A 21,308-nucleotide genomic window follows, 5' to 3' on the forward strand; every position below is an offset into this window, starting at 1 on the left:
GGGCTGGGGAGAGAGTTAATAATCGCTTCTGCCCAGTGCAGCAGTGCTTCAGTCTCACTCAGGGACTCTGCATAGAAATGAAATATCAAAACAAAAAAAAGGAACTTAACATGACTTTGGAAACAACAAAATTAGCGGTACAGCGTTGGCATACAATGCTGCAAAACCATGATATGTCTATTTTGAGTGAATTGCTGGCAGATGATGTGGTGTTTCGTTCACCTGTAGCGTACCAACCTTATGCGGGTAAACAAGTGGTATTTTTTATTTTGACCAATGTAATTCAGGTCTTTGAAAACTTTACTTATCACCGTGAGTTTTATACTGAAGATGGTTGCAATGTTGTACTTGAATTTTCCGCCAATGTGGGAGATAAAAAACTTAAAGGAATTGATATGATTCAATTCAATACACAAGGACAAATTGTGGACTTTGAAGTGATGATTCGCCCGAAAAGTGGTTTAGAGGCATTGGCTGTGCAAATGGGACAACGTATGGCTGCCTTTATGCCAACCGAAAAATAAAATACCGCGTGTGTATGGCAATGAAGTTGTTTTATAGAAATCGGTTTCGGGTTGGCATGCTTGAAAGTGCATGTATTGCTTGGGAGTAAAATGATGTCTACATTACAAAAAATAGCGAAAATTACACAAGCGGTTTTAGATCAGGTCACAGGCGCAGATTTACCGACGTTGTATTATCATCCACATGGAGAAATCCGTCGGGTATTGGATTATTTACCACAGCTCAAAGAAAAATACCGTCCAACACCGTGGCTGTCCAATACACATGCGCATCTTTTATATTTTGATTTAATTAAAAAGAAAACCATTCGTCAGCAGTATGATCGGGTTGATCAACTCACTATGCAAGATGGCGGTATCACCGCAGTTGCTTGGGTGGGTTATGACTTACCTGCAGATACTCCCACAATTGTTTTAATGCATACCATTACAGGTTCTTTGGAAAGTATGCGTGAGTTGGTGCGCGATTTACATCAACAGACACAGTGGCGTATTGCCTTATGTTTACGTCGTGGGCATGGCAATTTACCTATGCCTGTACCACAAATGAATCTGTTTGGTTCGACGCATGATTTGCGTGAACAAATAGTGTTTATTCAGCAACAATTTCCACAATCTGAATTATATGCTGTTGGTTCTTCCGCAGGGACAGGATTATTGGTGCGCTATTTGGGCGAAGAAGGCGAGCAAACCCCAATTAAAGCCGCGTTTGCACTGTGCCCAGGATATAACACTGAACTAGGCTTTCAGCATGTGCATCCTTTTTACAGTAAAGTGATGACCAAAAAATTATTCCAGTTTTTTATTCAGCCCCATCAGGACATTTGGCAAAACGTAAAATCTTTATCGCAAGTGTTAAGTGCGACTACATTGGCAGAGTTTGAAAAGGCGTATTTTGAATTGGCGGGTTTTGAAGATTATGACAGCTACACACAAGCCATTAACCCAATTTATGTGTTTGAGAATGTCAAAATTCCGCTTATGGTTTTAAATGCAGAAGATGACCCAGTGTGCCACATCAAAAACTTTGATCCTTATAAAGAAACCATACGGAAAATGCCAAATATTATGGTAGTGACGACCCGTAAAGGCAGTCATTGTGGTTTTTATGAAGGTGTCGGTTTTACTAAATCTTGGGCATCGCGTTTAATTTCTAATTATTTTAAAGTGCAATCGCAGTTGCTGCAGGCAAGTTAAAGTGAAGCGCACAAACCTATATAGAAATAGGTAGCTGTATTGCAAATGTATTCACGAGTTATCTCAGCGAAGACTCATCCAAATGAATAAAAAACCCAGTACACAATGACTGGGTTTTTTTAACGTCAATTCAAATCTAAGATAAGAACTTACACCTTAAAACTGACTTTAACTTAAAGCTTAGTTTTAAGTGAGCACTTAGTTCTCAAGTGCTGGGGTTGCAGCAGCAATCGCAGCGGCAACAGCATCATCTTCAGATTGAGCACCTGTGTTATTGCTTGGACGTGCTTGAGTTGGTTTATCTTCTGCTACAGGAGCTGCCGCTTTCGGCGCAGGCGCAGGTGCAGCAGCAGGTTGTGCAGGTGTTTCACGACGGATTTCAGTTGTGGTGTTCGCTGTTTCAGTGCGCTCCACTTCTACCTGTGCAGGCGCTTCTGGTTCAGCATCTTGAATGTTTTCAACAGGTTCTAGTGGTTCAAATTGAGCAGTTTCAGTAGTTTGTTCAGTTTGAACCTCTACTTGTTCTTGCTCATCTTGCTTTGGCTGTTCTTTTTTTACACATGCAGTTAATAACAACGCCGTTGCAATTGCACCACAAATTAAAAGTTTCTTATTCATAATTGCACAAAATAAAAGATCGGATAGACGGACGTATTATAGCAATAAAATGACAGATGAAAATCCTCTCAAGAAGTTCTAATTTTTTATAGGAAATGCTGATAGAATAACCAATTGTTTATTGTTCTATGAATTGATGCGGAATGACTTTGCTTTATTGGTGCAGAGTAAAGTAAAATTGCGCAACATTGCAGGCCGATTTAGGCTCGATTGTACGAGAAACCCAATGACCCATTTTATTTTCGTGACTGGTGGTGTAGTTTCATCACTAGGTAAAGGTATTTCAGCTGCTTCAGTTGCTGCACTTTTAGAAGCCCGTGGTTTAAAAGTAACCATGGTCAAAATGGATCCATACATTAATGTCGATCCAGGGACAATGAGTCCTTTCCAACATGGTGAAGTTTTTGTCACAGAGGATGGTGCCGAAACTGACTTAGATTTGGGTTATTACGAACGTTTCTTGCGTCGTGCGAAAATGACCAAGTTAAATAACTTTACATCTGGTCGCGTGTATCAAGACGTTCTAAACAAAGAGCGCCGTGGTGATTACTTGGGCGGTACTGTTCAGGTGATTCCACACATTACCGATAATATTAAAGAACGTGTACTTCGCGCTGGCGAAGGCTACGATGTCGCAATCGTAGAAATTGGCGGTACAGTAGGCGACATTGAATCTCTCCCATTCATGGAATCTGTACGTCAATTGATGGTGGAATTAGGGCATAAGCGTACTATGCTCATGCACTTAACTTTATTGCCATATATCAAATCTGCGGCAGAGTTAAAAACCAAGCCAACTCAACACTCAGTTAAAGAATTGTTATCTATCGGTATTCAGCCAGATATTCTCATCTGCCGTACTGAACATGATGTTGATGCTGACACTACCCGTAAAATTGCGTTATTTACCAACGTAGAAGCACGTGCGGTTGTGGTATGTAAAGATGCCAAAACCATCTACCAAATTCCGCGTACATTCTATGAACAAGACGTTGATGATTTAATTTGTGAGCGTTTTGGCTTCAATGATCTTCCAGAAGCAGATTTATCTGATTGGGATAACGTAGTTGATGCATTATTGAACCCTGAATACAGCGTTCGTGTGGCGATGGTGGGTAAATATGTTGAACTGCCAGATGCCTATAAATCTGTAAACGAAGCATTATTGCATGCGGGTATTCAAAACCGCGTCAAAGTTGAAATTGACTATGTCAATGCAGAAGACCTTGAAAGCCAAGACGTTAATACTGTACTTAAAGATGCCGATGCAATTTTAGTTCCGGGCGGCTTTGGTGAGCGCGGTACCGAAGGTAAAATGCAAGCCATCAAATATGCACGTGAAAACGGTGTCCCATTCTTGGGAATCTGTTTGGGTATGCAATTGGCTGTGATTGAATATGCACGTAATGTGGCAGGTATTGCCGATGCAAGTTCAACAGAGTTTAACCGTTCGACTATGTCGCCACTTATTGGTTTGATTACTGAATGGTTAGATGAGCGCGGCGAAGTTCAACAGCGTTCTGTCGATTCTGACTTGGGCGGCACTATGCGTTTAGGTGCACAAAAATCTGAATTGGTTGAAGGTACCAAAACTCGTGAAGTGTATGGTTCTGCAGAAATTGTAGAGCGCCATCGCCATCGCTATGAAATGAATAACCGTTATATTCCTGTGCTTGAAGAAGCAGGTCTTAAAATTTCGGGTTATTCACCAATTCAGCACTTGGTTGAAACTGTTGAAATTCCGCAACATCCTTGGTTTATTGCGGTACAATTCCACCCAGAATTTACCAGCTCGCCACGTGATGGACATCCATTGTTTGCTGGCTTTATCGGTGCGGCAAAACAACAGCATCAAAAAACCAAATAAGATGGCTTTAGGGATAAACTAGGAAGTTGAAATGTCACAATTAAAACCACAAGAAATTGTACGTTTGGGTGATATACAAATGGCGAATCATTTGCCATTTGTATTGTTTGGCGGCATGAATGTACTTGAGTCTAAAGACCTTGCATTTGAAATTGCTGAAACTTATGTGGATATTTGCACACGCTTAAATATCCCGTATGTATTCAAAGCCAGTTTTGACAAAGCCAACCGTTCTAGCCTGAACTCATTTCGTGGTCCCGGTTTAGAAAAAGGCATTGAATGGCTGGCTGACATTAAAAAGCATTTTAATGTGCCAATTATTACCGATGTGCATGAGCCGTATCAGGCTGCGCCTGTGGCAGAAGTGGCAGATATTATTCAGCTTCCTGCGTTTTTAAGTCGCCAAACCGATTTGGTTGAAGCGATGGCAAAAACTCAAGCCATTATCAACATCAAAAAAGCACAATTCCTTGCGCCGCACGAAATGCGTCATATTTTGCATAAGTGTTTAGAAGCAGGGAATGACAAATTGATTCTTTGTGAGCGTGGTTCAGCATTTGGTTACAACAACTTGGTTGTCGATATGCTGGGCTTTGACATCATGAAAGAAATGAATGTACCTGTGTTCTTTGATGTAACCCATGCTTTGCAAACTCCGGGTGGTCGTGCAGATTCGGCAGGTGGTCGTCGTGCACAAATTACCACCTTGGCACGTGCAGGTATGGCAACTGGCTTGGCAGGTTTATTCCTAGAAGCACATCCTGAACCAGAGCAGGCAAAGTGTGATGGCCCATGTGCATTGCGTCTATCACAACTTGAGCCGTTCTTGGCACAGCTTAAAGAATTGGATACCTTGGTAAAAGGTTTCCAAAAGCTAGATACACACTAAATTAGATCCATATTAAATTATAGACTCATTGATGCCTAAAGCATCACGTTATTAATCAACTGAGGAATTGTTCATGAGCCAAATCGTTGACATTCGTGCACGTGAAATTTTGGACTCTCGTGGTAACCCAACCATCGAAGCAGACGTAATCTTAGCATCTGGCGTAGTTGGCCGTGCATGTGCACCATCAGGTGCTTCAACTGGTTCTCGTGAAGCTCTAGAACTTCGTGATGGCGATAAAGCACGTTACTTGGGTAAAGGCGTTAAAACTGCGGTAAATAACGTCAATACTTTAATTCGTGATGCTTTACTTGGTAAGTCTGTGTTTGAACAAAAAGACATCGACAACACCATGATTGCGCTTGATGGTACTGAAAACAAAGAAAAATTAGGTGCTAACGCAACTTTAGCCGTGTCTTTGGCTGCTGCGCGCGCTGCTGCTGATGAAAAGAAAATTCCTCTTTTCCAATACATCGCAGACCTTCGTAACAACAGCATTTTAACCATGCCTGTACCAATGATGAACATCTTAAATGGTGGTTCACACGCAGACAACAACGTTGATATTCAAGAGTTCATGATTGAGCCAGTGGGCTTTACTTCATTCTCTGAAGCATTACGTGCTGGTGCAGAAATTTTCCACTCATTAAAATCTGTATTGAATCAAAAAGGTTTAAACACAGCAGTGGGTGATGAAGGTGGTTTTGCGCCAAACTTACGTTCTAACGAAGAAGCAATCACAGTTATTCTTGAAGCTATTGAGAAGACTGGCTACAAAGCGGGTTCTGACATCATGTTGGCGCTTGACTGTGCATCTTCAGAATTCTACAAAAATGGTCAGTACATTCTTGCAGGTGAAGGCAACAAAGCATTCACAAGCAACCAATTCTCTGACTATTTAGCTGGTCTTGTAAATCAATATCCAATTATCTCAATTGAAGATGGTTTAGATGAGTCTGATTGGGAAGGTTGGTCTTACCTCACTTCGATCTTAGGTGACAAGATTCAATTGGTCGGTGATGACTTGTTCGTTACTAACCCGAAAATCTTACAACGCGGTATCGATGAAAAAGTAGGTAACTCAATCCTGATCAAGTACAACCAAATTGGTACTTTGACTGAAACGCTTGATGCAATTTACCTTGCGAAAGCCAATGGTTACACAACTGTTATTTCACACCGTTCAGGTGAAACTGAAGATTCTACAATTGCGGATCTTGCAGTAGGTACAGCAGCAGGTCAAATCAAGACTGGTTCACTGTGCCGTTCTGACCGTGTAGCAAAATATAACCAATTACTTCGTATTGAAGAATTGACGAATGCTGCATATCGCGGTAAAGCTGAGTTCAAAGGTTTGAACTAAGCGAAATCAGTAGATGTCATTATTAAATGTATTTGACTCCAAAGCGAGTAAAGCATTGTTGGGCCTTGCGATCTTTTTGATCGCAGGGTTTCAATATTTACACTGGTTTGGTGAAGGTGGTTATCGTGACCATGCTGCACTGACAGAAAAAATCCAACAACAAATAGAATTAAATACAGAGCTGAAGGAGCGCAATCGTGTACTTGCAGCAGAAGTTTATGATTTAAAAAATGGGGTAGAAGCCATTGAAGAGCATGCCCGTTTAGATTTAGGCTTAATTAAGCCACATGAAACCTTTGTGCAAATGAGCACCATCAGCACACAATATAAACCAATTTATATTCAACCAAATTCCACAGTAGATTTACGCACCAATGAATCACAACAACCTGCAGCAGCAACCGCCCCGACACCCTAAACTTTGGGCGGTTATTCCCGCAGCGGGTTCTGGTAGTCGTTTTTCTAGAACTGAACTTAAACAATATCAGTATATTCAAGATCAAACAGTCTTAGCGCACAGCATCGCACGTTTAAATCACTTGCCTTTAGCGGGTTATGTTTTGGCGATTGGTCAAGCAGATGATGTGGCGCAAAACCTAAACTTGGCAGAAAAAGAAAAAGCACATTTTTGCGTAGGTGGTGCAGAGCGAGTGAATTCAGTCTTGAATGCACTGCATTATTTATCTGAAATCGCCCATGTAGATGACTGGGTTTTGGTGCATGATGCAGCGCGTCCTTGTGTGACAGCTGCTTGCCTTGAACAGTTGTATCAGACTGCACTGGCAACAGATCAAAGTGCAATTTTGGCTATTCCAGTGCGTGATACTTTAAAAAAGGTAAGCCAAGGCACAAAAATTGAAACCACGGTAAGCCGTGACCAACTTTGGCAAGCGCAAACTCCGCAAATTGCTAAACTTGATGTGCTTAAAACAGCCATTGAATCTGCATTAAAACAGCAATTGACGATTACCGATGAGGCCAGTGCTTTAGAAGCAGCAGGGCAAATTGTAAATGTTGTGCACGGTCGTTCGGATAATATTAAAATCACCTATCCCGATGATTTAGAGCTGGCACGTTTAATTTTAGCCTCACAACAACATGGATGATAAAAATCTAGTGTAATTAACACCGCGTTAAACTTGAATCTTCAACGATTAAGCTTTAATGATTCACTCTGTGCCGCTTTGCTTCTATAATTGTCCATCCTGTCTATTTTAAATACCTTTGAGTCGCATGAATCCATCGCAGCAGTATCGTTTTTTACGTCACTCATTACGTGATGGTAGAAGCATTAAAAATGATTCCTCACGCTGGACTAAATTACATTTAGATCCATGGTTGCTGTGTTTTCTGATTTTAAATGCGATTCTGGGTTTAATGGTGGTATATAGTGCCACCGCGCAAGATATGGGGATGGTGCTGCGTCAAGCAACCAGTTTTGGCATTGGTTTTATCGCCATGATTATTTTGGCGCAAATTCCGCCTAAGGTATATCAAGCTGCCAGTCCATATTTTTATATCTTTGCAGTCATCATGCTGGCTTTGGTTTTGGTCATTGGTGAAACCCGTATGGGGGCAAAACGCTGGATCAGCTTGCCGGGTATTGGCAGTATGCAACCCAGTGAATTTATGAAATTTGCCATGCCATTGATGATGGCGTGGTATTTTTCGCGTCGTGCTTTCCCGCCTAAATTGATCCATATCATTGTCGCTTTAGTGATTATGATGATTCCTTTTGTCTTGGTGGCATTGCAACCCGATTTAAACATTGGTTTGATTATTCCTGGTGTCTTTGCGCTATTTTTAAGTGGCATGTCATGGCGATTAATCTTAGGAGCAATCACTGCATTGGCGCTCGCAGCACCATTGCTTTGGATGTTCTTTTTGCAGGAGTACCAAAAGAAAAGGGTACTAACCTTATTTGACCCAGAGTCGGATGCCTTGGGGGCAGGCTGGAATATTATTCAATCTAAAATTGCCATTGGTTCAGGCGGCTTTACAGGTAAAGGTTATTTAGAAGGAACGCAATCACATTTGGGTTATCTGCCTGAACATCATACTGACTTTATTATGTCGACCTATGCCGAAGAATTTGGTTTTATTGGCGTATTTTTACTGTTCAGTTTGTTTGCTGCCATTATTTTACGTTGTTTGATGATTGGGATGAATTGTTTCCATAATTTTGGACGTTTGTATGCAGGCACGGTTGGTCTGACTTTCTTTTTCTTTGTATTTCTAAACTCAGGGATGGTGAGTGGTATTTTACCTGTAACGGGTGACCCATTGCCGCTGATGAGTTATGGTGGAACGGCTGTTATTTCCATGTTGGCGAGTATGGGGATTGTGATGTCTATCCATACTCATCGTTAATACAGAATCCATCTGAAAGATGATGTAGGTGAGTTTTGCTATTATCATCTTTTTCTCTTTTTGTGGTTTTAAAAAGCCTAAGCAATTAGGATAAACACAAAACAATCCTTATAATATCCAGTAAATTTACTTTATTTATTAAGCAATAATTTAAAAAGAACAGCATAACAGTAACACAGAGCACCCCATGACCCATTTAATTTTTATTGCACTTTTCCCTTTGATTGCCTTAATTGCAATGGGTTATCTGCTTAAGCAATCACGTATGTTGGATGAGCCATTTTGGAAGGGTGCAGAAAAGTTAAATTACTATATTTTGTTTCCTAGCATGTTGTTTTTAAACCTCGCTACAGCAAACATTGAAGCGAAATCAATCGCACAGATTTTGTCGGTCGTAGGGATTATTGTGGCTTTAGTAAGTTGTCTGTTATATGCCTTGCGCGGCTATTTCAAAACACCCGCAGTCCGTTTTGGGGTGTATATGCAAAGCATGGTACGTTTCAATACGTATATCGGTTTGGCTTTGGTCGCAGCATTGTTTCAGGTGCAGGGCATGGCGCTGTTTGCGATTATTTTGGTGTTCTGCATTCCATTGGTGAATGTTTTATCTGTGCTGGCTTTAAGCGATACTAAGACTTTACAGGCAAAGCAAATCTTATGGTCATTAATGAAAAATCCATTAATTTTAGGGTGTATTGTTGGCGGTCTATTTAATTTATCAGGTTTGAGCTTGTGGGAAGGTGCAGCGCATTTTATTCGTCAAATAGCGTTATGCAGTTTGCCTTTGGGATTAATGTGTGTGGGCGCAGCATTACAATTTAATGGCTTGCAACGAGATGTATTCGCATTGGCATTGAATGTGTTCGGGCGTTTGTTATTTATGCCTGCTTTGGCTTGGCTAATTTGTCAGAGCTTAAATGTTCCAGTGTTGGAGTCGCAAATTTTAGTCTTGTTTTTTGCTTTACCTACTGCATCGGCAGCTTATGTACTTACACAAGTTTTAGGGGGAGATAGTCGTTTAATGGCTTCAATTATTAGCTTGCAAACCGTATTCGCCGCATTAACTTTGCCAATTGTGTTGTGGTTGCTCATTTAATCTGTCTAATACAATCTATTGTTCAGCATTAATCGTATAAACGATAGATGCCCGCAAAGCGTTCACAACCTTTTTGTTTGGTTTGAATTTTTAAGATTGCTTTAGAATAATTAAACTCATAACTGCAATCGTGCTCATTGTCGATGATTTTGTTTTTTTGATCAGGTGTTGTATAAGCTAAAAAGGCAATACTTTGGCTTTCAAGGCGGTTATTTGGATTGCGATAAGCAATACCTTCAATTTTAATGCTGTTTTTATTGAGTTGATGAATTTGTAAATGTACGGGTTGTGCAGCAAATTGACCATTTTCATATTTTAAATAATGTTGAGTCATGCTTTGATTCATTGAAGTGAAAAAATTCAGTTGATCAATTCTAAAATCAAATTGCTGAGTATAACAATTTAAGCTTTTGCATTGCTGTAAGCGTTGGATCCACAATTGCTGAGTATCTTCTAACAAGCGAATAGGCGCATCACTCATCAAATAAGCTGTTAAATGTTGATCACTTAATTTTTCACGCAATTCTGAGAAATTTTCTGTGCACACCTGCGCCAACTTTTTATTGGGTGTAGATCTACAATCAATCCCTTGTGCATAAGAGAAAGATGAATATAAACAGCCAAATAACAGCAGTGTACTTAAGTTTTTGATAAGATGAATCTCAGATTTCAACAGCATGATCGCTTATACTTTCACTATGTTGCGCTAGGTCTAATATAGCGAAATCGAAAGTATGAATACAAGATTTCAATGATTTATTTCTACAGGAGTTGAACATGGTTGCACAGATTCGTATTGGACAAGGATTAGATGTTCATGCCTTTGAAGCGGGAGATTTTGTGACGCTTGCAGGTGTTCAAATTCCTCATACACAAGGTTTAAAAGCACACTCAGATGGTGATGTAGTGCTGCATGCACTATGCGATGCATTATTAGGTGCTTTGGCGCTGGGGGATATTGGGCAGCATTTTCCAGATACCGATCCAAATTATAAAGGTGCAGATAGTCGGGTATTGCTTAAACAGGTTTATCAACTCATTTTAGACCGTGGCTATAAACTGAATAACGCCGATATTACTGTGGCGTGCGAACGTCCTAAACTTGCACCGCATACGCTAGAAATGCGCCAAAGTGTCGCTGATGTATTGGATGTAGAGGTCACACAAATCAGTATCAAAGCGACAACCACTGAAAAATTAGGTTTTACTGGGCGTCAGGAAGGTATTTTAGCAACAGCGATTGTATTGATTTCTCATACAAAATAATCGCGTTAGAATTTTATCTATACAATCTGCTGAATTAAGAAAGTTCAGCAGATTCTAAAGCTTGTTGTAAATCTTGCGTGGCTTTACGACCTTGTAATTGCAAAGAAACGGCGTGAATTAAGCCTGTCCAAGTTTCATTGGGTTTCCAGATATCATGTAAAAAGTCTTGAGCCGTTGCAATATCCACATCCATAAAATATTGACGATACAAATACATTAAACTACTGACGTGGTTGTTATTGCTGCAATGTACCCACACCATTTGGCTTTCTAATAAATGATTGACCAAATCGAGCAATAATAAACATTGATCAGAGGATGGTGTTTCCCATGAAATTGGCAGTTGAATATAGTTTAGTCCAACATCCAGACAAATTTTGTCTTCATGGGGAAGGGCGTGTTCCGCATCACTTTCAGCCAAATTAATGACAGTGCCAATACCATATTCTTTAATTTGTTTTAATTCTTCAGCCGTAGGCTGACCTGAAGAAAACAAACGCTCATGAATGAACTGGAAATTTTTAATTTGGCTAAGTTGGGTTTCAATGTCATTCATGCGCGCAGAATTTCCTATGCTACAAATAGAAACGCCATCATGAAGATGGCGTTTTTAAATCTTAACGATTCACTAAAACGTCTTTTAATGCTTCATGCATTTCAAGCAATGCTTTTTCAGTGGTATCCCAGTCGATACAACCGTCAGTCACAGACTTACCATACTCTAAATCGCATAAGTTTTCAGGAATATCTTGACGACCACCTTTCAGGTGACTTTCGACCATAATCCCAACAATAGACTTATTGCCATCTAAAATTTGCTCAGTGATATTTTTTAATACCAATGGCTGTAAGAATGGGTCTTTGTTTGAGTTAGCATGGCTGGTGTCAATCATGATTTTGGTGCTGACTTTGGCTTTGTTTAATGCATTTTCAGCATCTGCAACAGAGCCTGCATCGTAGTTAGGCTTGCCATTACCACCACGTAAAACCACGTGTGCATACGGGTTGCCGCTAGTACGAATTACTGAAACCTGACCTTGATCATTAAGACCCAAGAAGCTGTGACCGTGTTTTACCGACTGCATGGCATTGGTAGCAACTGTTAAGCCGCCATCTGTACCATTTTTAAAGCCGACTGGAGAAGAAAGACCAGATGACATTTCACGGTGCGTTTGGCTTTCTGTAGTGCGTGCACCAATTGCAGACCAAGAAATTAAATCTTGATAATACTGCGGAGAGTTTGGATCAAGTGCTTCAGTCGCACATGGCAAACCTTTTTCATTTAACTCAAGTAAAAGTTTACGACCAAGACGCAAGCCTTTTTCAATGTTAAAAGAGTCATTCATGTCTGGATCGTTAATTAAGCCTTTCCAGCCCACTGTAGTACGTGGTTTTTCAAAATAAACACGCATCACAATATAAAGAGAATCTTTTACTTTTTCGCTTAATACTTTTAAACGATCTGCATATTCATGTGCAGCAGCAGGGTCATGAATAGAACATGGACCAATCACCACAAATAGACGCTTGTCTTTACCATCTAAAATATTGCGGATTGTTTCACGACCACGAAGAACGGTTTGATAAGCATTTTCAGTCAAAGGTAACTCAGTTTTTAATTCTGCAGGAGTCACGAGTGGCTGAATACTTTCAATATTCACGTCATCGATGTCTGATTGTGTAAGAGGATTAGACTGTAAAGTATTCATTGCCGTCACTGGTTTGATCATACAAAAGATTGTTTAATAGTCTGAATATAACATGAATTTCACTGTATTTTGTTATAAAAAGATGAATACTTCTTTAAAAAATAAGTGATGAATCGGGTAGATAAATTAAACGGTCTGTTTTAGCAAAATCCTGTCAGATAAAGCATTCATTATTGGCTGGCTTGTGCCTCAGAAACTGCTGTTGCAGTTTCTGGTGTGCTGATAGGTTTTGATTTCACAGGATTGACCATAAAGTTAATCCCGATAATAAATAAGGTAATACCTAAAACTTTACGAATCACTTTTTCAGGTAAACGTGAACTGACTAAAGTTCCCACCACAATTGCAGGAATCGAGCCAACCAACAACCAAACCAATAGGTGAAAGTCGACATTGCCTGAACTCATGTGACCTAAGCCTGCAACTAGGGTAAGTAAGACGGCATGCACGACATCTGAACCGATAATACGAATCATCGGTAGATTCGGGAACATCAGCACCAATGCCATGATGCCAAAAGCACCTGCACCCACTGAAGAAAGTGTGACAAATACACCCAGTACAACTCCCATAATTACAATGAGGGCACGCTTATCTGCAGCCTGTAGTTTGACCTTTTCAAGGTCTTGGGTCATATCGGGCAATTCTTGTTTATGGTATTTATTAAAAAACGTTTCAATTTGACTGCGAAACACAATTGAGATGCCAGTTAAGGTCAACATAAAGCCCAGTACCACGGTCAGTACCATTTTGTAATGGGTAGATTGGCTTAAATAATTCTCTAAAACCCAGTGGGTCGCAAATGAAGCAGGGATACTGCCCACCGCAAGCCAAATGACAATGGGCCATACAATATTCATTTTTTTGGCATGAACCAATGAGCCGCAGAATTTTGAAATGGCGGCATAAAGTAGGTCTGTTCCAATTGCGATATGCGGTTCAATTTTAAACAAGCTGATCAGAATGGGAGTCATCAGTGAACCGCCACCTACGCCAGTCACACCCACGCAGAAGCCGACCAATACACCTGCCAAAATAAACTCTAAAGGACCAACCATGAAGATATGCCGAAGTCAAAAATCGTGAATATATTATGACTTTTGGCAATAAGCTGTTGTCTTGATTAATGATTTACTTATTCTTAAAACAGATATAGTCAATGTGGAAAATCAGTGCAAAAGATCGCAGATTCAAGCCACGGCTTACTTTCTGTTTCTTACAAAATACAGTGGCTATGCTAAAATGCGAAAATTCATATCCATTAAAATTTAGAGGACAAAACGCTTGCAAAATCGGAAACTTAAAATAGGTATCGTTGTGGGAGAAGTATCGGGTGATACTTTAGGGGCACAACTCATGCGACGTTTTCGTGAGCAAGGCATTGATGCAGAGTTTGAAGGCATTGGTGGCCCACAAATGATTGCGGAAGGTTTTAAAAGTTATTATCCGATGGATATTTTATCGGTAATGGGCATTGTTGAAGTGCTGAAAGATTTGAAAAAACTCTTTGCAGTACGGGATGGTTTGGTCGAAAAGTGGACTCAACATCCCGTCGATGTCTTTGTCGGAGTTGATGCGCCTGATTTTAATTTACGTCTTGCCAAAAGTTTAAAACAGAAAAACTTGCCGATTAAAACCGTGCAATATGTCAGTCCTTCGGTATGGGCATGGCGACAAGGTCGGGTACATGGCATTAAAGCCAGTATAGATTTGGTACTGTGTTTATTTCCGTTTGAAAAAGCCTTTTTTAAAAAATGGGATGTGCCTGCAGCCTTTGTCGGACATCCTTTGGCGAGTCAGTTGCCGTTGGAAAATCCAATTGCTGCAGCAAAACAAGAATTGGGTTTAGACCAACAGCAACAACATATTGCGTTATTGCCTGGTAGCCGACGTGGTGAAATTGAGCGTTTAGGGCCGTTAGTTTTAGATGCGGCTTATATTTTGACGCAAAAATATCCGCAGTTTAAGTTTTTAATTCCTGCAATTAATGATGCACGTAAACAACAAATTGAAGCGTTACTGCAGTCTTATCCGAGTGCATTACAAGACAAAGTGCAATTGATGGAAAATCGTGGCACAGAATCCAAAATTGGTCGTCAGGTAATGAATGCGTCCGATATGATTGCACTGGCTTCAGGCACGGCGACTTTAGAAGCGATGCTATTACATCGTCCAATGGTTACGTTTTATAAGCTCAATCGCATTACGTACTGGATTGCGAAACTGTTGGTGAAAATTCCTTATTATTCATTGCCAAATATTATTGCAGGTAAAAAGGTGATTCAGGAATTAATTCAGGATGATGCAACACCAGAGCGTTTGGCAGCAGAAATTGAAAAGTTAATTTATATCGAAACTGCACAAATTCAAGTGATGCAACATATCACTATGCATAAGCAATTATTGTCCGATAACAGCGAAGACCCTGCACAAGCAATTTTGGCGATTTTAGATCGTTAAACTGTTCATTTCGTGATTGCATTGTTGTTTTGAAACTGCTGCCGATACTGGCTAGGTGTTAGCTCGAATTGCTTTTTAAAAGTTTGGCTAAAGGCGGTTTCGGAAGAATAACCGACACGATGGGCAATTTGTTGAATCGACAATTGTCCTTGCTGTAAATAATGCGATGCCAAGCGTAGCCGATGTTGTTGTAAGTATGCCAAAGGCGGCTCACCAATCACCTGATTAAACAAATTGGCAAATTTAGAACGTGACATGCAACATTGTTCTGCCAAACTTTCTACCGTCCATGCTTTTTCGGGTTGACCATGAATAGCTGCGAGCGCATTGGAAAGTTCAGGATGTGCCAAAGCGCCGAGCCAGTTATTTGAGTCATCAAGCTGAAAAATAAAATCACGCACACATTCAATCAGTAAAATACTGACCAAGTGATCTAATATTTTATCCCGTCCCGGTCGGATTTGATGACTTTCCACCGCTAAAAATTGCAAGCCAATTTGTAACCACTCGGGCGCTGTGCTGCACATGATATGCGGAATATGCAGATATTCGGGTAGGGCACTTAAAAGCGGTTTTGCCATGGTGGTGTCCATGTGGCATTGAATCACCAAAATAAATGCGTCTTCAGCTTGTGTGTGATTTATCGTGCCAAAATTTATTGACTGCTGTGACTGAATTTGAAATAAATCCGAAATATCAAAGTGTTCTGTCCAGTGAGTGTCTGCAGTTGCACTTGCGTAATGACTGCAACCCGATGGAATCAGGACAATATCACCTGCATCAATGTGAAGGTGTGTCTGTGCAGATAAATGGATATGCAGCGAGCCTTGTAGTACTACATAAGCCAGCATTGCCCCTTGGTCACGATATTGAAATGACCAATCTCCTTGAGGATTTAAATAGATATATTCTGATTGGTGCAGATGTATATCATCAAAAATTTTACTTAAAGCATCCATATTTTAAGCATAAATCATTATAAAAAATAAACCTGTGATTTCAGGACAATATAGCGCATTTTTGCGCCAAAGACTTTTGCATAGCTTTTTTGGACGTCTGCAACTGTTCATTCTCGTGTCTTTCCTCAAATATATAGGTAGAACAGCGTAGAAGGAAGAAAATAAGATGAACGCACCACTTCATTTGCTTAAAGAGATGGAACAGGATGTTCCTTATAAAAGCGCGGCTCAACTCGATAAAAAGCGTTATTTATGGTTGATCAGCCCATTTTTACCTGTATTGGGGATGGGGATTTTGGCGGGTTATCAATTCGCTCCGAAGCCTGCGAAAAAAGTTTTTGCTCTAGGTGGCCCTTTATTATTGCATGTGATTATTCCAACAATTGATACTTTAATTGGTCAAGATGCCAATAACCCAAGCAATGAAGATGTGAAACGACTTGAGGAAGATCGGTATTATTCGCGTTTGGTGAAAAGTTTTATTCCTTTGCAATATGCCGCCAATATTTATGCAGCTTATTTGGTTGGACGGCCACAAACCTCGTTAGTCGATAAAATTTTTCTGGGTATTTCCATGGGGATGGTGAATGGTATTGCTGTCAATACTGCGCATGAACTCAGCCATAAATCTTCAAAAATAGATCACTTACTGTCACATTTGGCTTTAGCACCAACAGGATATAACCATTTTCGGGTTGAGCATCCGTATGGGCATCATAAACGTGCTGCGACACCTGAAGACCCTGCATCTTCACGTATGGGAGAAACATTTTATGAGTTTTGGCCCCGCACGGTAAAAGGTTCGTTTAAGTCTGCACTGCAAATTGAAACTCAGCGTTTAAAACGTAAAGGCAAAAGTTTTTGGTCGAAAGACAATGAATTATTACAAGGCTGGGGCATGAGTGCGGCATTTCATGCTGCATTGTTGGCGCGTTTTGGTACTGGGATCATTCCGTATTTGGCGACACAGGCTTTTTATGGCATTAGCCTGTTTGAAATAATTAATTATATAGAACATTATGGCTTGCTTAGACAAAAAGATGCGCATGGCAAATATGAGCGCACTATGCCTGAACACAGCTGGAATAATAACAATATTGTGACCAATTTGTTTTTGTATCAATTACAACGTCATTCCGATCATCATGCTTATCCAACCCGACCATTTCAGGCTTTGCGACATTTTGATGAAGCGCCTGAATTACCAAGCGGTTATGCCAGCATGTTGCTGCCTGCCATGATTCCACCTTTGTGGTTTAAAATTATGGATAAACGTGTATTTGAACATTATCAAGGCAATTTAAACAAAGCCAATATTCAGCCTAAACGCCGTGCACGAATTTTTAAGAAATTTGGTGTGGTGGATAATTGATTGAATTATTAAGATTATTTTTTAATATTCATTTTGATATTTCTTTTGTATATATCTTTCAAAGGAAAGATTGAGATGTATACCAGATGTCTATTTTCACTCATCTTACTATGAATTGACTTCATCTCATTTTGGCGCATAATAAAGTTATATATTTATATAATATTGAGGTGGGTATGATTCATACAAACTTGAGAAAAGTAGGTGGTTCGGTCATGCTTGCCGTACCGCCTACATTATTAAAAAGTTTAGGTTTAGATGCGGGAAAGGAAGTTTCTCTGAGCATTGTGAATGGTAAGTTAGTGGTCGAACCTAAAGCGAAGCCATCTTATAAATTGGCTGACTTGCTGCAAGAGCATCAAGCTTTAGCATTAGAGCAAGATGCGTGGCATGATGTAAAAGCAGTTGGGCGAGAAGAAATCTAATGAATCAAGGCGATATTTATTTGATTTCATTAGATCCAACACTTGGACATGAACAACAAGGTAAGCGACCTGTATTTGTTATTTCACCTAAGTCATTTAATCTTATTACTAAAATGCCGATTGTTTTGCCTATTACTTCTGGTGGAAACTTTGCACGAAATATGGGTTTCGCTGTAGAGCTTATTGGTGGGAAAACTACAGGTATTGTGCGTTGTGATCAATCTAGAGCTTTAGATTTTGAAGCTAGACACGCGCGGTTTTTAGAATCCTCGCACGCAGATGTTTTGGATGAGGTTTTAGCAAGATATATCGCAATTTTTTCACCTGAAGATTAATTTATATAGAAAAAGACAGAAATTTATAGCAATATTTCTATGAAAATCTGTCTTTTATCTTACTTTACTATATGCCTTAAATCATAAAATCACTTGAGCTCACTCGAACTTTTACCTAATTCACGACGGGCAATAATCAATAGCTGAATCTGTTGCGTACCTTCAAAAATATCTAAAATTTTCGAATCACGTGCCCATTTTTCCAATAACTCATCTTCGTTATAACCCACCGATGCAGCTAACTCGACACACCTGAGCGTGATTTCATTACACACGCGACCAGCTTTGGCTTTGGAAATAGAAGCTTCGCGTGAGTTAGGCTGTTTATTGTCTGCCATCCATGCTGCTTTGAGCATCAATAAACGTGCGGCTTCCCATTCTGCTTCCATCCGATAAGTCTGTGCTGCGATATGTGAACACTGTAAATAGGGCGTGGCATAATTTGCATCTAATTGGTCTTTAAAAATTTCCTTAATCCGCTCTAAAGCGGCTTTGGCACAACCAACGGCCATAGCTGCCACCAAAGGGCGAGTGTTATCAAAGGTTTCCATCACACCTGCAAACCCTTTGGCAACATCAATTTCTGTATTGCCTAAAAGGTTGCTCGCAGGAACACGGCAATTTTCAAATCGAATTGTTGCTGTGTCCGAGGCTTTAATCCCTAATTTATATTCTAAGCGTTCCACGGTCATGCCAGGTGTGCCCTTAGTCACAACAAAGGATTTGATCGCAGCACGTCCCAGTTTTTTGTCTAAGGTTGCCCACACAACAACGGCATCGGCGCGGTCACCAGAGGTCACAAAAATCTTTTCACCATTTAAAATATATTCATTGTCTACTTTGGTGGCAGTGGTACGAATAGCCGCAGAGTCAGAACCACAGTTGGGTTCGGTAATTGCCATGGGTGCCCAAACACCATTAAAGCGTTGTAATTGTTCTTCATTGGCCACCGCAGCAATCGCAGAATTACCTAAACCTTGGCGTGGCATACTGAGTAATAAACCTGTATCGCCATAACACATTTCGACAATACTCAGTGCGGTAGACATATTTACGCCATTTTTGTTACCTGTAGATGTGTCACCACGTTTGTTGACTGCTGCACCTGCATTCATGCCATCGCCTGCTTGGTTCATGCCATCAACCAAGGCTGCAAGCATGTCTAATTCTTTCGGGTAGGCGTGTTCGGCTTTATCATATTTCCTTGAAATGGGACGTAATACATTTAAAGCAACTTCATGTGCCTGATCGACCAACATTTTGAATTTTTTTGGATTTTGTAAATTCATGGATGTATTCCTTATTTTTCTAGCTGGCTATCGTTTATTGATGGTGTGAGATTAAGCATGCAAGCCTGAATGCATAATTGCAGTCGCACGTAAATCACGATACCAACGCTCTACAGGATGTTCTTTGGTAAAGCCATGACCACCTAAAATTTGCACGCCATTGGTGGCAATTTGCATAGATTTTTCTGCACAGAGCAGACGTGCTAAATATGCTTCTCGATGAAAGTTTTTACCCGATTCGGCAAGACTCGCTGCATTCAGCAACAGCATGCGCATGGCTTCAATTTCAATGGCCATATCTGCAATCATAAAAGCCACACTTTGACGATGTGAAATTGGTTCGCCAAATGCAGTGCGCTCATTGGCATAGCGAATACAATAACTTTTCACTGCTTCACAGCAACCAACTGCCATGGCGCACCACATGAGATTGCCTAAATCTAAAAATGCGCTGTAATCGAAATCATCTGTGCCTAAACGCTCCGCAGGGGTTTGATTAAACTTTAAAGTCGCCGTTTCGCAGGCTTTTAAGCCCATTGCAGGCGCTGCTTTAAATTGAATAGAAGCATCACGTTGCACAATGAACACATCGGCTTGACCATTTAGCTCTGCACTAACCAAAAATAAATCTGCTGTTTCGGCCAAAATCACCAGCGTTTTTTCACCTGTAATTAGGTACTGTCCATTTTGCAAAGTCGCTTTGGTTTTTAGCTGATACGGATTAAACGCAGCAGTATTTTCCTGAATCGCAAAAGTGGCTTGAAGTGGCGTTGGATGGTTCGCGTCTGTTTCGGAAAACGCAGATAAATACTGATTTTGAACCTGTTCTGAACCCCAGCGAGTTATGGCATTCATTACGCCAAATGTGGAAAGTAATCCTGCGGTTAAGCCAAAGTCGCCACGTGCCAATTGTTCGGCAATTAAAATATGGCTGACAATATTTTGTTCAGTGGCAACACCGCCTAAAGCTTCGGGCAGAGCATAGGTGTTCAAACCTAAATCTGTGCTGTATTGCCATAATACTTGTGGGAATTTCGCATCATGATCTGCCTGATGTGCCAATGGATAGATCACTTCTGTAGCAAATTGCTGCATGGCATCGACCAGCATTTGCTGTTCTTCACTCAATGACAAATCAAATAAATCTTTGGATTGACGTGTCAGTCGTTGTTGCGGTAATTTTTGTGTGCTTTTAAAATTTTTTTGAGTGGTTTCAAAGGTTTTAAAACCTGCTTTGGCTGAGTGATATAGAGATTGTTCAACCCATTTGCGTAATTTGAATTGATCGAGCAGATCACTCGATGCCATTTTAGTGAGTAGCGCTAAGCCGAATCCTTGGGCTTTGTTTATCATTTGACTCATGATTGTGTTGTCCTACACAGAGAATGCTTGTTTTTTATGCTGACATGCAGACTATAAAAAAACTATGTCATTGCTGACATGCAGAATTGTCAAAGATAAACGGTAAAAATTTTCTTATAACTGGACTAATATGTGGATTTTTATAGATTATTAATTTTATAGAAATCTACGCTTTTAAAATAAATTGACCTAAATGACAATTGCATC

22 protein-coding genes are annotated in these 21,308 nt (G+C 40.2%); 14 read left to right on the forward strand and 8 right to left on the reverse strand.

All coding sequences use genetic code 11. From position 1 onward, the window contains the following. Positions 1-110 precede the first annotated feature (110 nt). Positions 111-524 (forward strand): nuclear transport factor 2 family protein, encoded by a 414-nt coding sequence (locus FTV41_RS08500; protein ID WP_004973337.1) that lies wholly within the window; start codon positions 111-113, stop codon positions 522-524. Positions 525-614: 90 nt separating this feature from the next. Then, on the forward strand, positions 615-1,721 hold the full coding sequence (locus FTV41_RS08505) for a YheT family hydrolase (RefSeq protein ID WP_026438425.1): 1,107 nt from the start codon (positions 615-617) through the stop codon (positions 1,719-1,721). 198 nt (positions 1,722-1,919) lie between these two features. On the opposite strand, the gene FTV41_RS08510 is transcribed toward FTV41_RS08505, so the two are convergent. Continuing rightward, complete coding sequence (locus tag FTV41_RS08510; RefSeq protein ID WP_004973341.1) at positions 1,920-2,339, reverse strand: hypothetical protein; 420 nt, start codon at positions 2,337-2,339, stop codon at positions 1,920-1,922. A gap of 226 nt (positions 2,340-2,565) precedes the next feature. Between FTV41_RS08510 and FTV41_RS08515 the strand changes: the two genes are divergently transcribed. The 7 genes from FTV41_RS08515 to FTV41_RS08545 all read left to right on the forward strand — a co-directional run bounded on the left by FTV41_RS08515 (position 2,566) and on the right by FTV41_RS08545 (position 9,924). Continuing rightward, the gene (locus FTV41_RS08515) at positions 2,566-4,206 is read left to right on the forward strand and encodes a CTP synthase (RefSeq protein WP_179996408.1); all 1,641 of its coding nucleotides are present in this window, start codon (positions 2,566-2,568) and stop codon (positions 4,204-4,206) included. A gap of 31 nt (positions 4,207-4,237) precedes the next feature. After that, on the forward strand, positions 4,238-5,095 hold the full coding sequence (gene kdsA / locus FTV41_RS08520) for a 3-deoxy-8-phosphooctulonate synthase (RefSeq protein ID WP_004973345.1): 858 nt from the start codon (positions 4,238-4,240) through the stop codon (positions 5,093-5,095). A gap of 73 nt (positions 5,096-5,168) precedes the next feature. Further along, positions 5,169-6,458, forward strand: a complete 1,290-nt coding sequence (eno, locus tag FTV41_RS08525) for a phosphopyruvate hydratase (RefSeq protein ID WP_004973347.1) — start codon at positions 5,169-5,171, stop codon at positions 6,456-6,458. Between the two features lie 13 nt (positions 6,459-6,471). Next, positions 6,472-6,876, forward strand: a complete 405-nt coding sequence (locus tag FTV41_RS08530; RefSeq protein ID WP_167846043.1) for a septum formation initiator family protein — start codon at positions 6,472-6,474, stop codon at positions 6,874-6,876. Then, complete coding sequence (gene ispD, locus FTV41_RS08535; protein ID WP_179991098.1) at positions 6,833-7,564, forward strand: 2-C-methyl-D-erythritol 4-phosphate cytidylyltransferase; 732 nt, start codon at positions 6,833-6,835, stop codon at positions 7,562-7,564. Before FTV41_RS08530 ends, ispD begins: the two co-directional genes overlap by 44 nt. A gap of 127 nt (positions 7,565-7,691) precedes the next feature. Next, positions 7,692-8,828 carry a rod shape-determining protein RodA gene (gene rodA, locus FTV41_RS08540; RefSeq protein WP_154320713.1) on the forward strand — a complete coding sequence of 379 codons (1,137 nt, stop codon included), beginning with the start codon at positions 7,692-7,694 and terminating at the stop codon, positions 8,826-8,828. A 187-nt stretch (positions 8,829-9,015) separates the two neighbouring features. Further along, on the forward strand, positions 9,016-9,924 hold the full coding sequence (locus FTV41_RS08545) for an AEC family transporter (RefSeq protein ID WP_154320714.1): 909 nt from the start codon (positions 9,016-9,018) through the stop codon (positions 9,922-9,924). 28 nt (positions 9,925-9,952) lie between these two features. Here the strand turns inward: FTV41_RS08545 and FTV41_RS08550 are convergent, their stop codons facing one another. Further along, complete coding sequence (locus FTV41_RS08550; protein WP_004973366.1) at positions 9,953-10,603, reverse strand: hypothetical protein; 651 nt, start codon at positions 10,601-10,603, stop codon at positions 9,953-9,955. Positions 10,604-10,701: 98 nt separating this feature from the next. On the opposite strand from FTV41_RS08550, the gene ispF reads away from it, so the two are divergent. Further along, a complete protein-coding gene (gene ispF, locus FTV41_RS08555; protein WP_004973369.1) occupies positions 10,702-11,190 on the forward strand; it encodes a 2-C-methyl-D-erythritol 2,4-cyclodiphosphate synthase in 489 nt (162 codons plus the stop codon). A gap of 34 nt (positions 11,191-11,224) precedes the next feature. Here the strand turns inward: ispF and FTV41_RS08560 are convergent, their stop codons facing one another. The 3 genes from FTV41_RS08560 to FTV41_RS08570 form a co-directional block, all read right to left on the reverse strand. Further along, the gene (locus FTV41_RS08560; RefSeq protein ID WP_004973370.1) at positions 11,225-11,746 is read right to left on the reverse strand and encodes a protein tyrosine phosphatase family protein; all 522 of its coding nucleotides are present in this window, start codon (positions 11,744-11,746) and stop codon (positions 11,225-11,227) included. A 61-nt stretch (positions 11,747-11,807) separates the two neighbouring features. Continuing rightward, a complete protein-coding gene (locus tag FTV41_RS08565) occupies positions 11,808-12,899 on the reverse strand; it encodes a 3-deoxy-7-phosphoheptulonate synthase (protein ID WP_042068745.1) in 1,092 nt (363 codons plus the stop codon). Positions 12,900-13,069: 170 nt separating this feature from the next. Further along, positions 13,070-13,957, reverse strand: a complete 888-nt coding sequence (locus FTV41_RS08570) for a sulfite exporter TauE/SafE family protein (protein WP_004973373.1) — start codon at positions 13,955-13,957, stop codon at positions 13,070-13,072. Between the two features lie 226 nt (positions 13,958-14,183). Between FTV41_RS08570 and lpxB the strand changes: the two genes are divergently transcribed. After that, positions 14,184-15,359 (forward strand): lipid-A-disaccharide synthase, encoded by a 1,176-nt coding sequence (lpxB, locus tag FTV41_RS08575; protein ID WP_004973375.1) that lies wholly within the window; start codon positions 14,184-14,186, stop codon positions 15,357-15,359. Between the two features lie 5 nt (positions 15,360-15,364). Here the strand turns inward: lpxB and FTV41_RS08580 are convergent, their stop codons facing one another. Next, on the reverse strand, positions 15,365-16,318 hold the full coding sequence (locus FTV41_RS08580) for an AraC family transcriptional regulator (protein ID WP_179996409.1): 954 nt from the start codon (positions 16,316-16,318) through the stop codon (positions 15,365-15,367). Between the two features lie 166 nt (positions 16,319-16,484). On the opposite strand from FTV41_RS08580, the gene FTV41_RS08585 reads away from it, so the two are divergent. The 3 genes from FTV41_RS08585 (at position 16,485) to FTV41_RS08595 (ending at position 18,450) form a co-directional block, all read left to right on the forward strand. After that, the gene (locus tag FTV41_RS08585; protein WP_004973378.1) at positions 16,485-17,690 is read left to right on the forward strand and encodes an alkane 1-monooxygenase; all 1,206 of its coding nucleotides are present in this window, start codon (positions 16,485-16,487) and stop codon (positions 17,688-17,690) included. Between the two features lie 176 nt (positions 17,691-17,866). Next, positions 17,867-18,115 (forward strand): AbrB/MazE/SpoVT family DNA-binding domain-containing protein, encoded by a 249-nt coding sequence (locus tag FTV41_RS08590; RefSeq protein ID WP_004973383.1) that lies wholly within the window; start codon positions 17,867-17,869, stop codon positions 18,113-18,115. After that, positions 18,115-18,450: a type II toxin-antitoxin system PemK/MazF family toxin gene (locus FTV41_RS08595; RefSeq protein ID WP_096900853.1), complete on the forward strand. Its 336-nt coding sequence runs from the start codon at positions 18,115-18,117 to the stop codon at positions 18,448-18,450. The genes FTV41_RS08590 and FTV41_RS08595 overlap by 1 nt, the downstream gene beginning before the upstream one ends. 89 nt (positions 18,451-18,539) lie before the next feature. Here the strand turns inward: FTV41_RS08595 and FTV41_RS08600 are convergent, their stop codons facing one another. Both FTV41_RS08600 and FTV41_RS08605 read right to left on the reverse strand, forming a co-directional pair. After that, positions 18,540-19,739: an acyl-CoA dehydrogenase family protein gene (locus FTV41_RS08600; RefSeq protein WP_179996410.1), complete on the reverse strand. Its 1,200-nt coding sequence runs from the start codon at positions 19,737-19,739 to the stop codon at positions 18,540-18,542. Positions 19,740-19,790: 51 nt separating this feature from the next. Next, positions 19,791-21,101, reverse strand: coding sequence for an acyl-CoA dehydrogenase family protein (locus tag FTV41_RS08605; RefSeq protein ID WP_004973388.1), 1,311 nt, complete (start codon positions 21,099-21,101; stop codon positions 19,791-19,793). Between the last annotated feature and the right edge of the window lie 207 nt (positions 21,102-21,308).

This window comes from Acinetobacter sp. YH16051, assembly GCF_013417135.1.
Lineage (GTDB): Bacteria > Pseudomonadota > Gammaproteobacteria > Pseudomonadales > Moraxellaceae > Acinetobacter > Acinetobacter towneri.

Bases quoted from the DNA above. Each gene is read 5' to 3' on its own strand.
- FTV41_RS08500 (WP_004973337.1), top strand. From the start codon at position 111: ATGACTTTGGAAACAACAAAATTAGCGGTACAGCGTTGGCATACAATG.
- FTV41_RS08505 (WP_026438425.1), top strand. From the start codon at position 615: ATGATGTCTACATTACAAAAAATAGCGAAAATTACACAAGCGGTTTTA.
- FTV41_RS08510 (WP_004973341.1), bottom strand. From the start codon at position 2,339: ATGAATAAGAAACTTTTAATTTGTGGTGCAATTGCAACGGCGTTGTTA.
- FTV41_RS08515 (WP_179996408.1), top strand. From the start codon at position 2,566: ATGACCCATTTTATTTTCGTGACTGGTGGTGTAGTTTCATCACTAGGT.
- kdsA (WP_004973345.1), top strand. From the start codon at position 4,238: ATGTCACAATTAAAACCACAAGAAATTGTACGTTTGGGTGATATACAA.
- eno (WP_004973347.1), top strand. From the start codon at position 5,169: ATGAGCCAAATCGTTGACATTCGTGCACGTGAAATTTTGGACTCTCGT.
- FTV41_RS08530 (WP_167846043.1), top strand. From the start codon at position 6,472: ATGTCATTATTAAATGTATTTGACTCCAAAGCGAGTAAAGCATTGTTG.
- ispD (WP_179991098.1), top strand. From the start codon at position 6,833: ATGAATCACAACAACCTGCAGCAGCAACCGCCCCGACACCCTAAACTT.
- rodA (WP_154320713.1), top strand. From the start codon at position 7,692: ATGAATCCATCGCAGCAGTATCGTTTTTTACGTCACTCATTACGTGAT.
- FTV41_RS08545 (WP_154320714.1), top strand. From the start codon at position 9,016: ATGACCCATTTAATTTTTATTGCACTTTTCCCTTTGATTGCCTTAATT.
- FTV41_RS08550 (WP_004973366.1), bottom strand. From the start codon at position 10,603: ATGCTGTTGAAATCTGAGATTCATCTTATCAAAAACTTAAGTACACTG.
- ispF (WP_004973369.1), top strand. From the start codon at position 10,702: ATGGTTGCACAGATTCGTATTGGACAAGGATTAGATGTTCATGCCTTT.
- FTV41_RS08560 (WP_004973370.1), bottom strand. From the start codon at position 11,746: ATGAATGACATTGAAACCCAACTTAGCCAAATTAAAAATTTCCAGTTC.
- FTV41_RS08565 (WP_042068745.1), bottom strand. From the start codon at position 12,899: ATGAATACTTTACAGTCTAATCCTCTTACACAATCAGACATCGATGAC.
- FTV41_RS08570 (WP_004973373.1), bottom strand. From the start codon at position 13,957: ATGGTTGGTCCTTTAGAGTTTATTTTGGCAGGTGTATTGGTCGGCTTC.
- FTV41_RS08580 (WP_179996409.1), bottom strand. From the start codon at position 16,318: ATGGATGCTTTAAGTAAAATTTTTGATGATATACATCTGCACCAATCA.
- FTV41_RS08585 (WP_004973378.1), top strand. From the start codon at position 16,485: ATGAACGCACCACTTCATTTGCTTAAAGAGATGGAACAGGATGTTCCT.
- FTV41_RS08590 (WP_004973383.1), top strand. From the start codon at position 17,867: ATGATTCATACAAACTTGAGAAAAGTAGGTGGTTCGGTCATGCTTGCC.
- FTV41_RS08595 (WP_096900853.1), top strand. From the start codon at position 18,115: ATGAATCAAGGCGATATTTATTTGATTTCATTAGATCCAACACTTGGA.
- FTV41_RS08600 (WP_179996410.1), bottom strand. From the start codon at position 19,739: ATGAATTTACAAAATCCAAAAAAATTCAAAATGTTGGTCGATCAGGCA.
- FTV41_RS08605 (WP_004973388.1), bottom strand. From the start codon at position 21,101: ATGAGTCAAATGATAAACAAAGCCCAAGGATTCGGCTTAGCGCTACTC.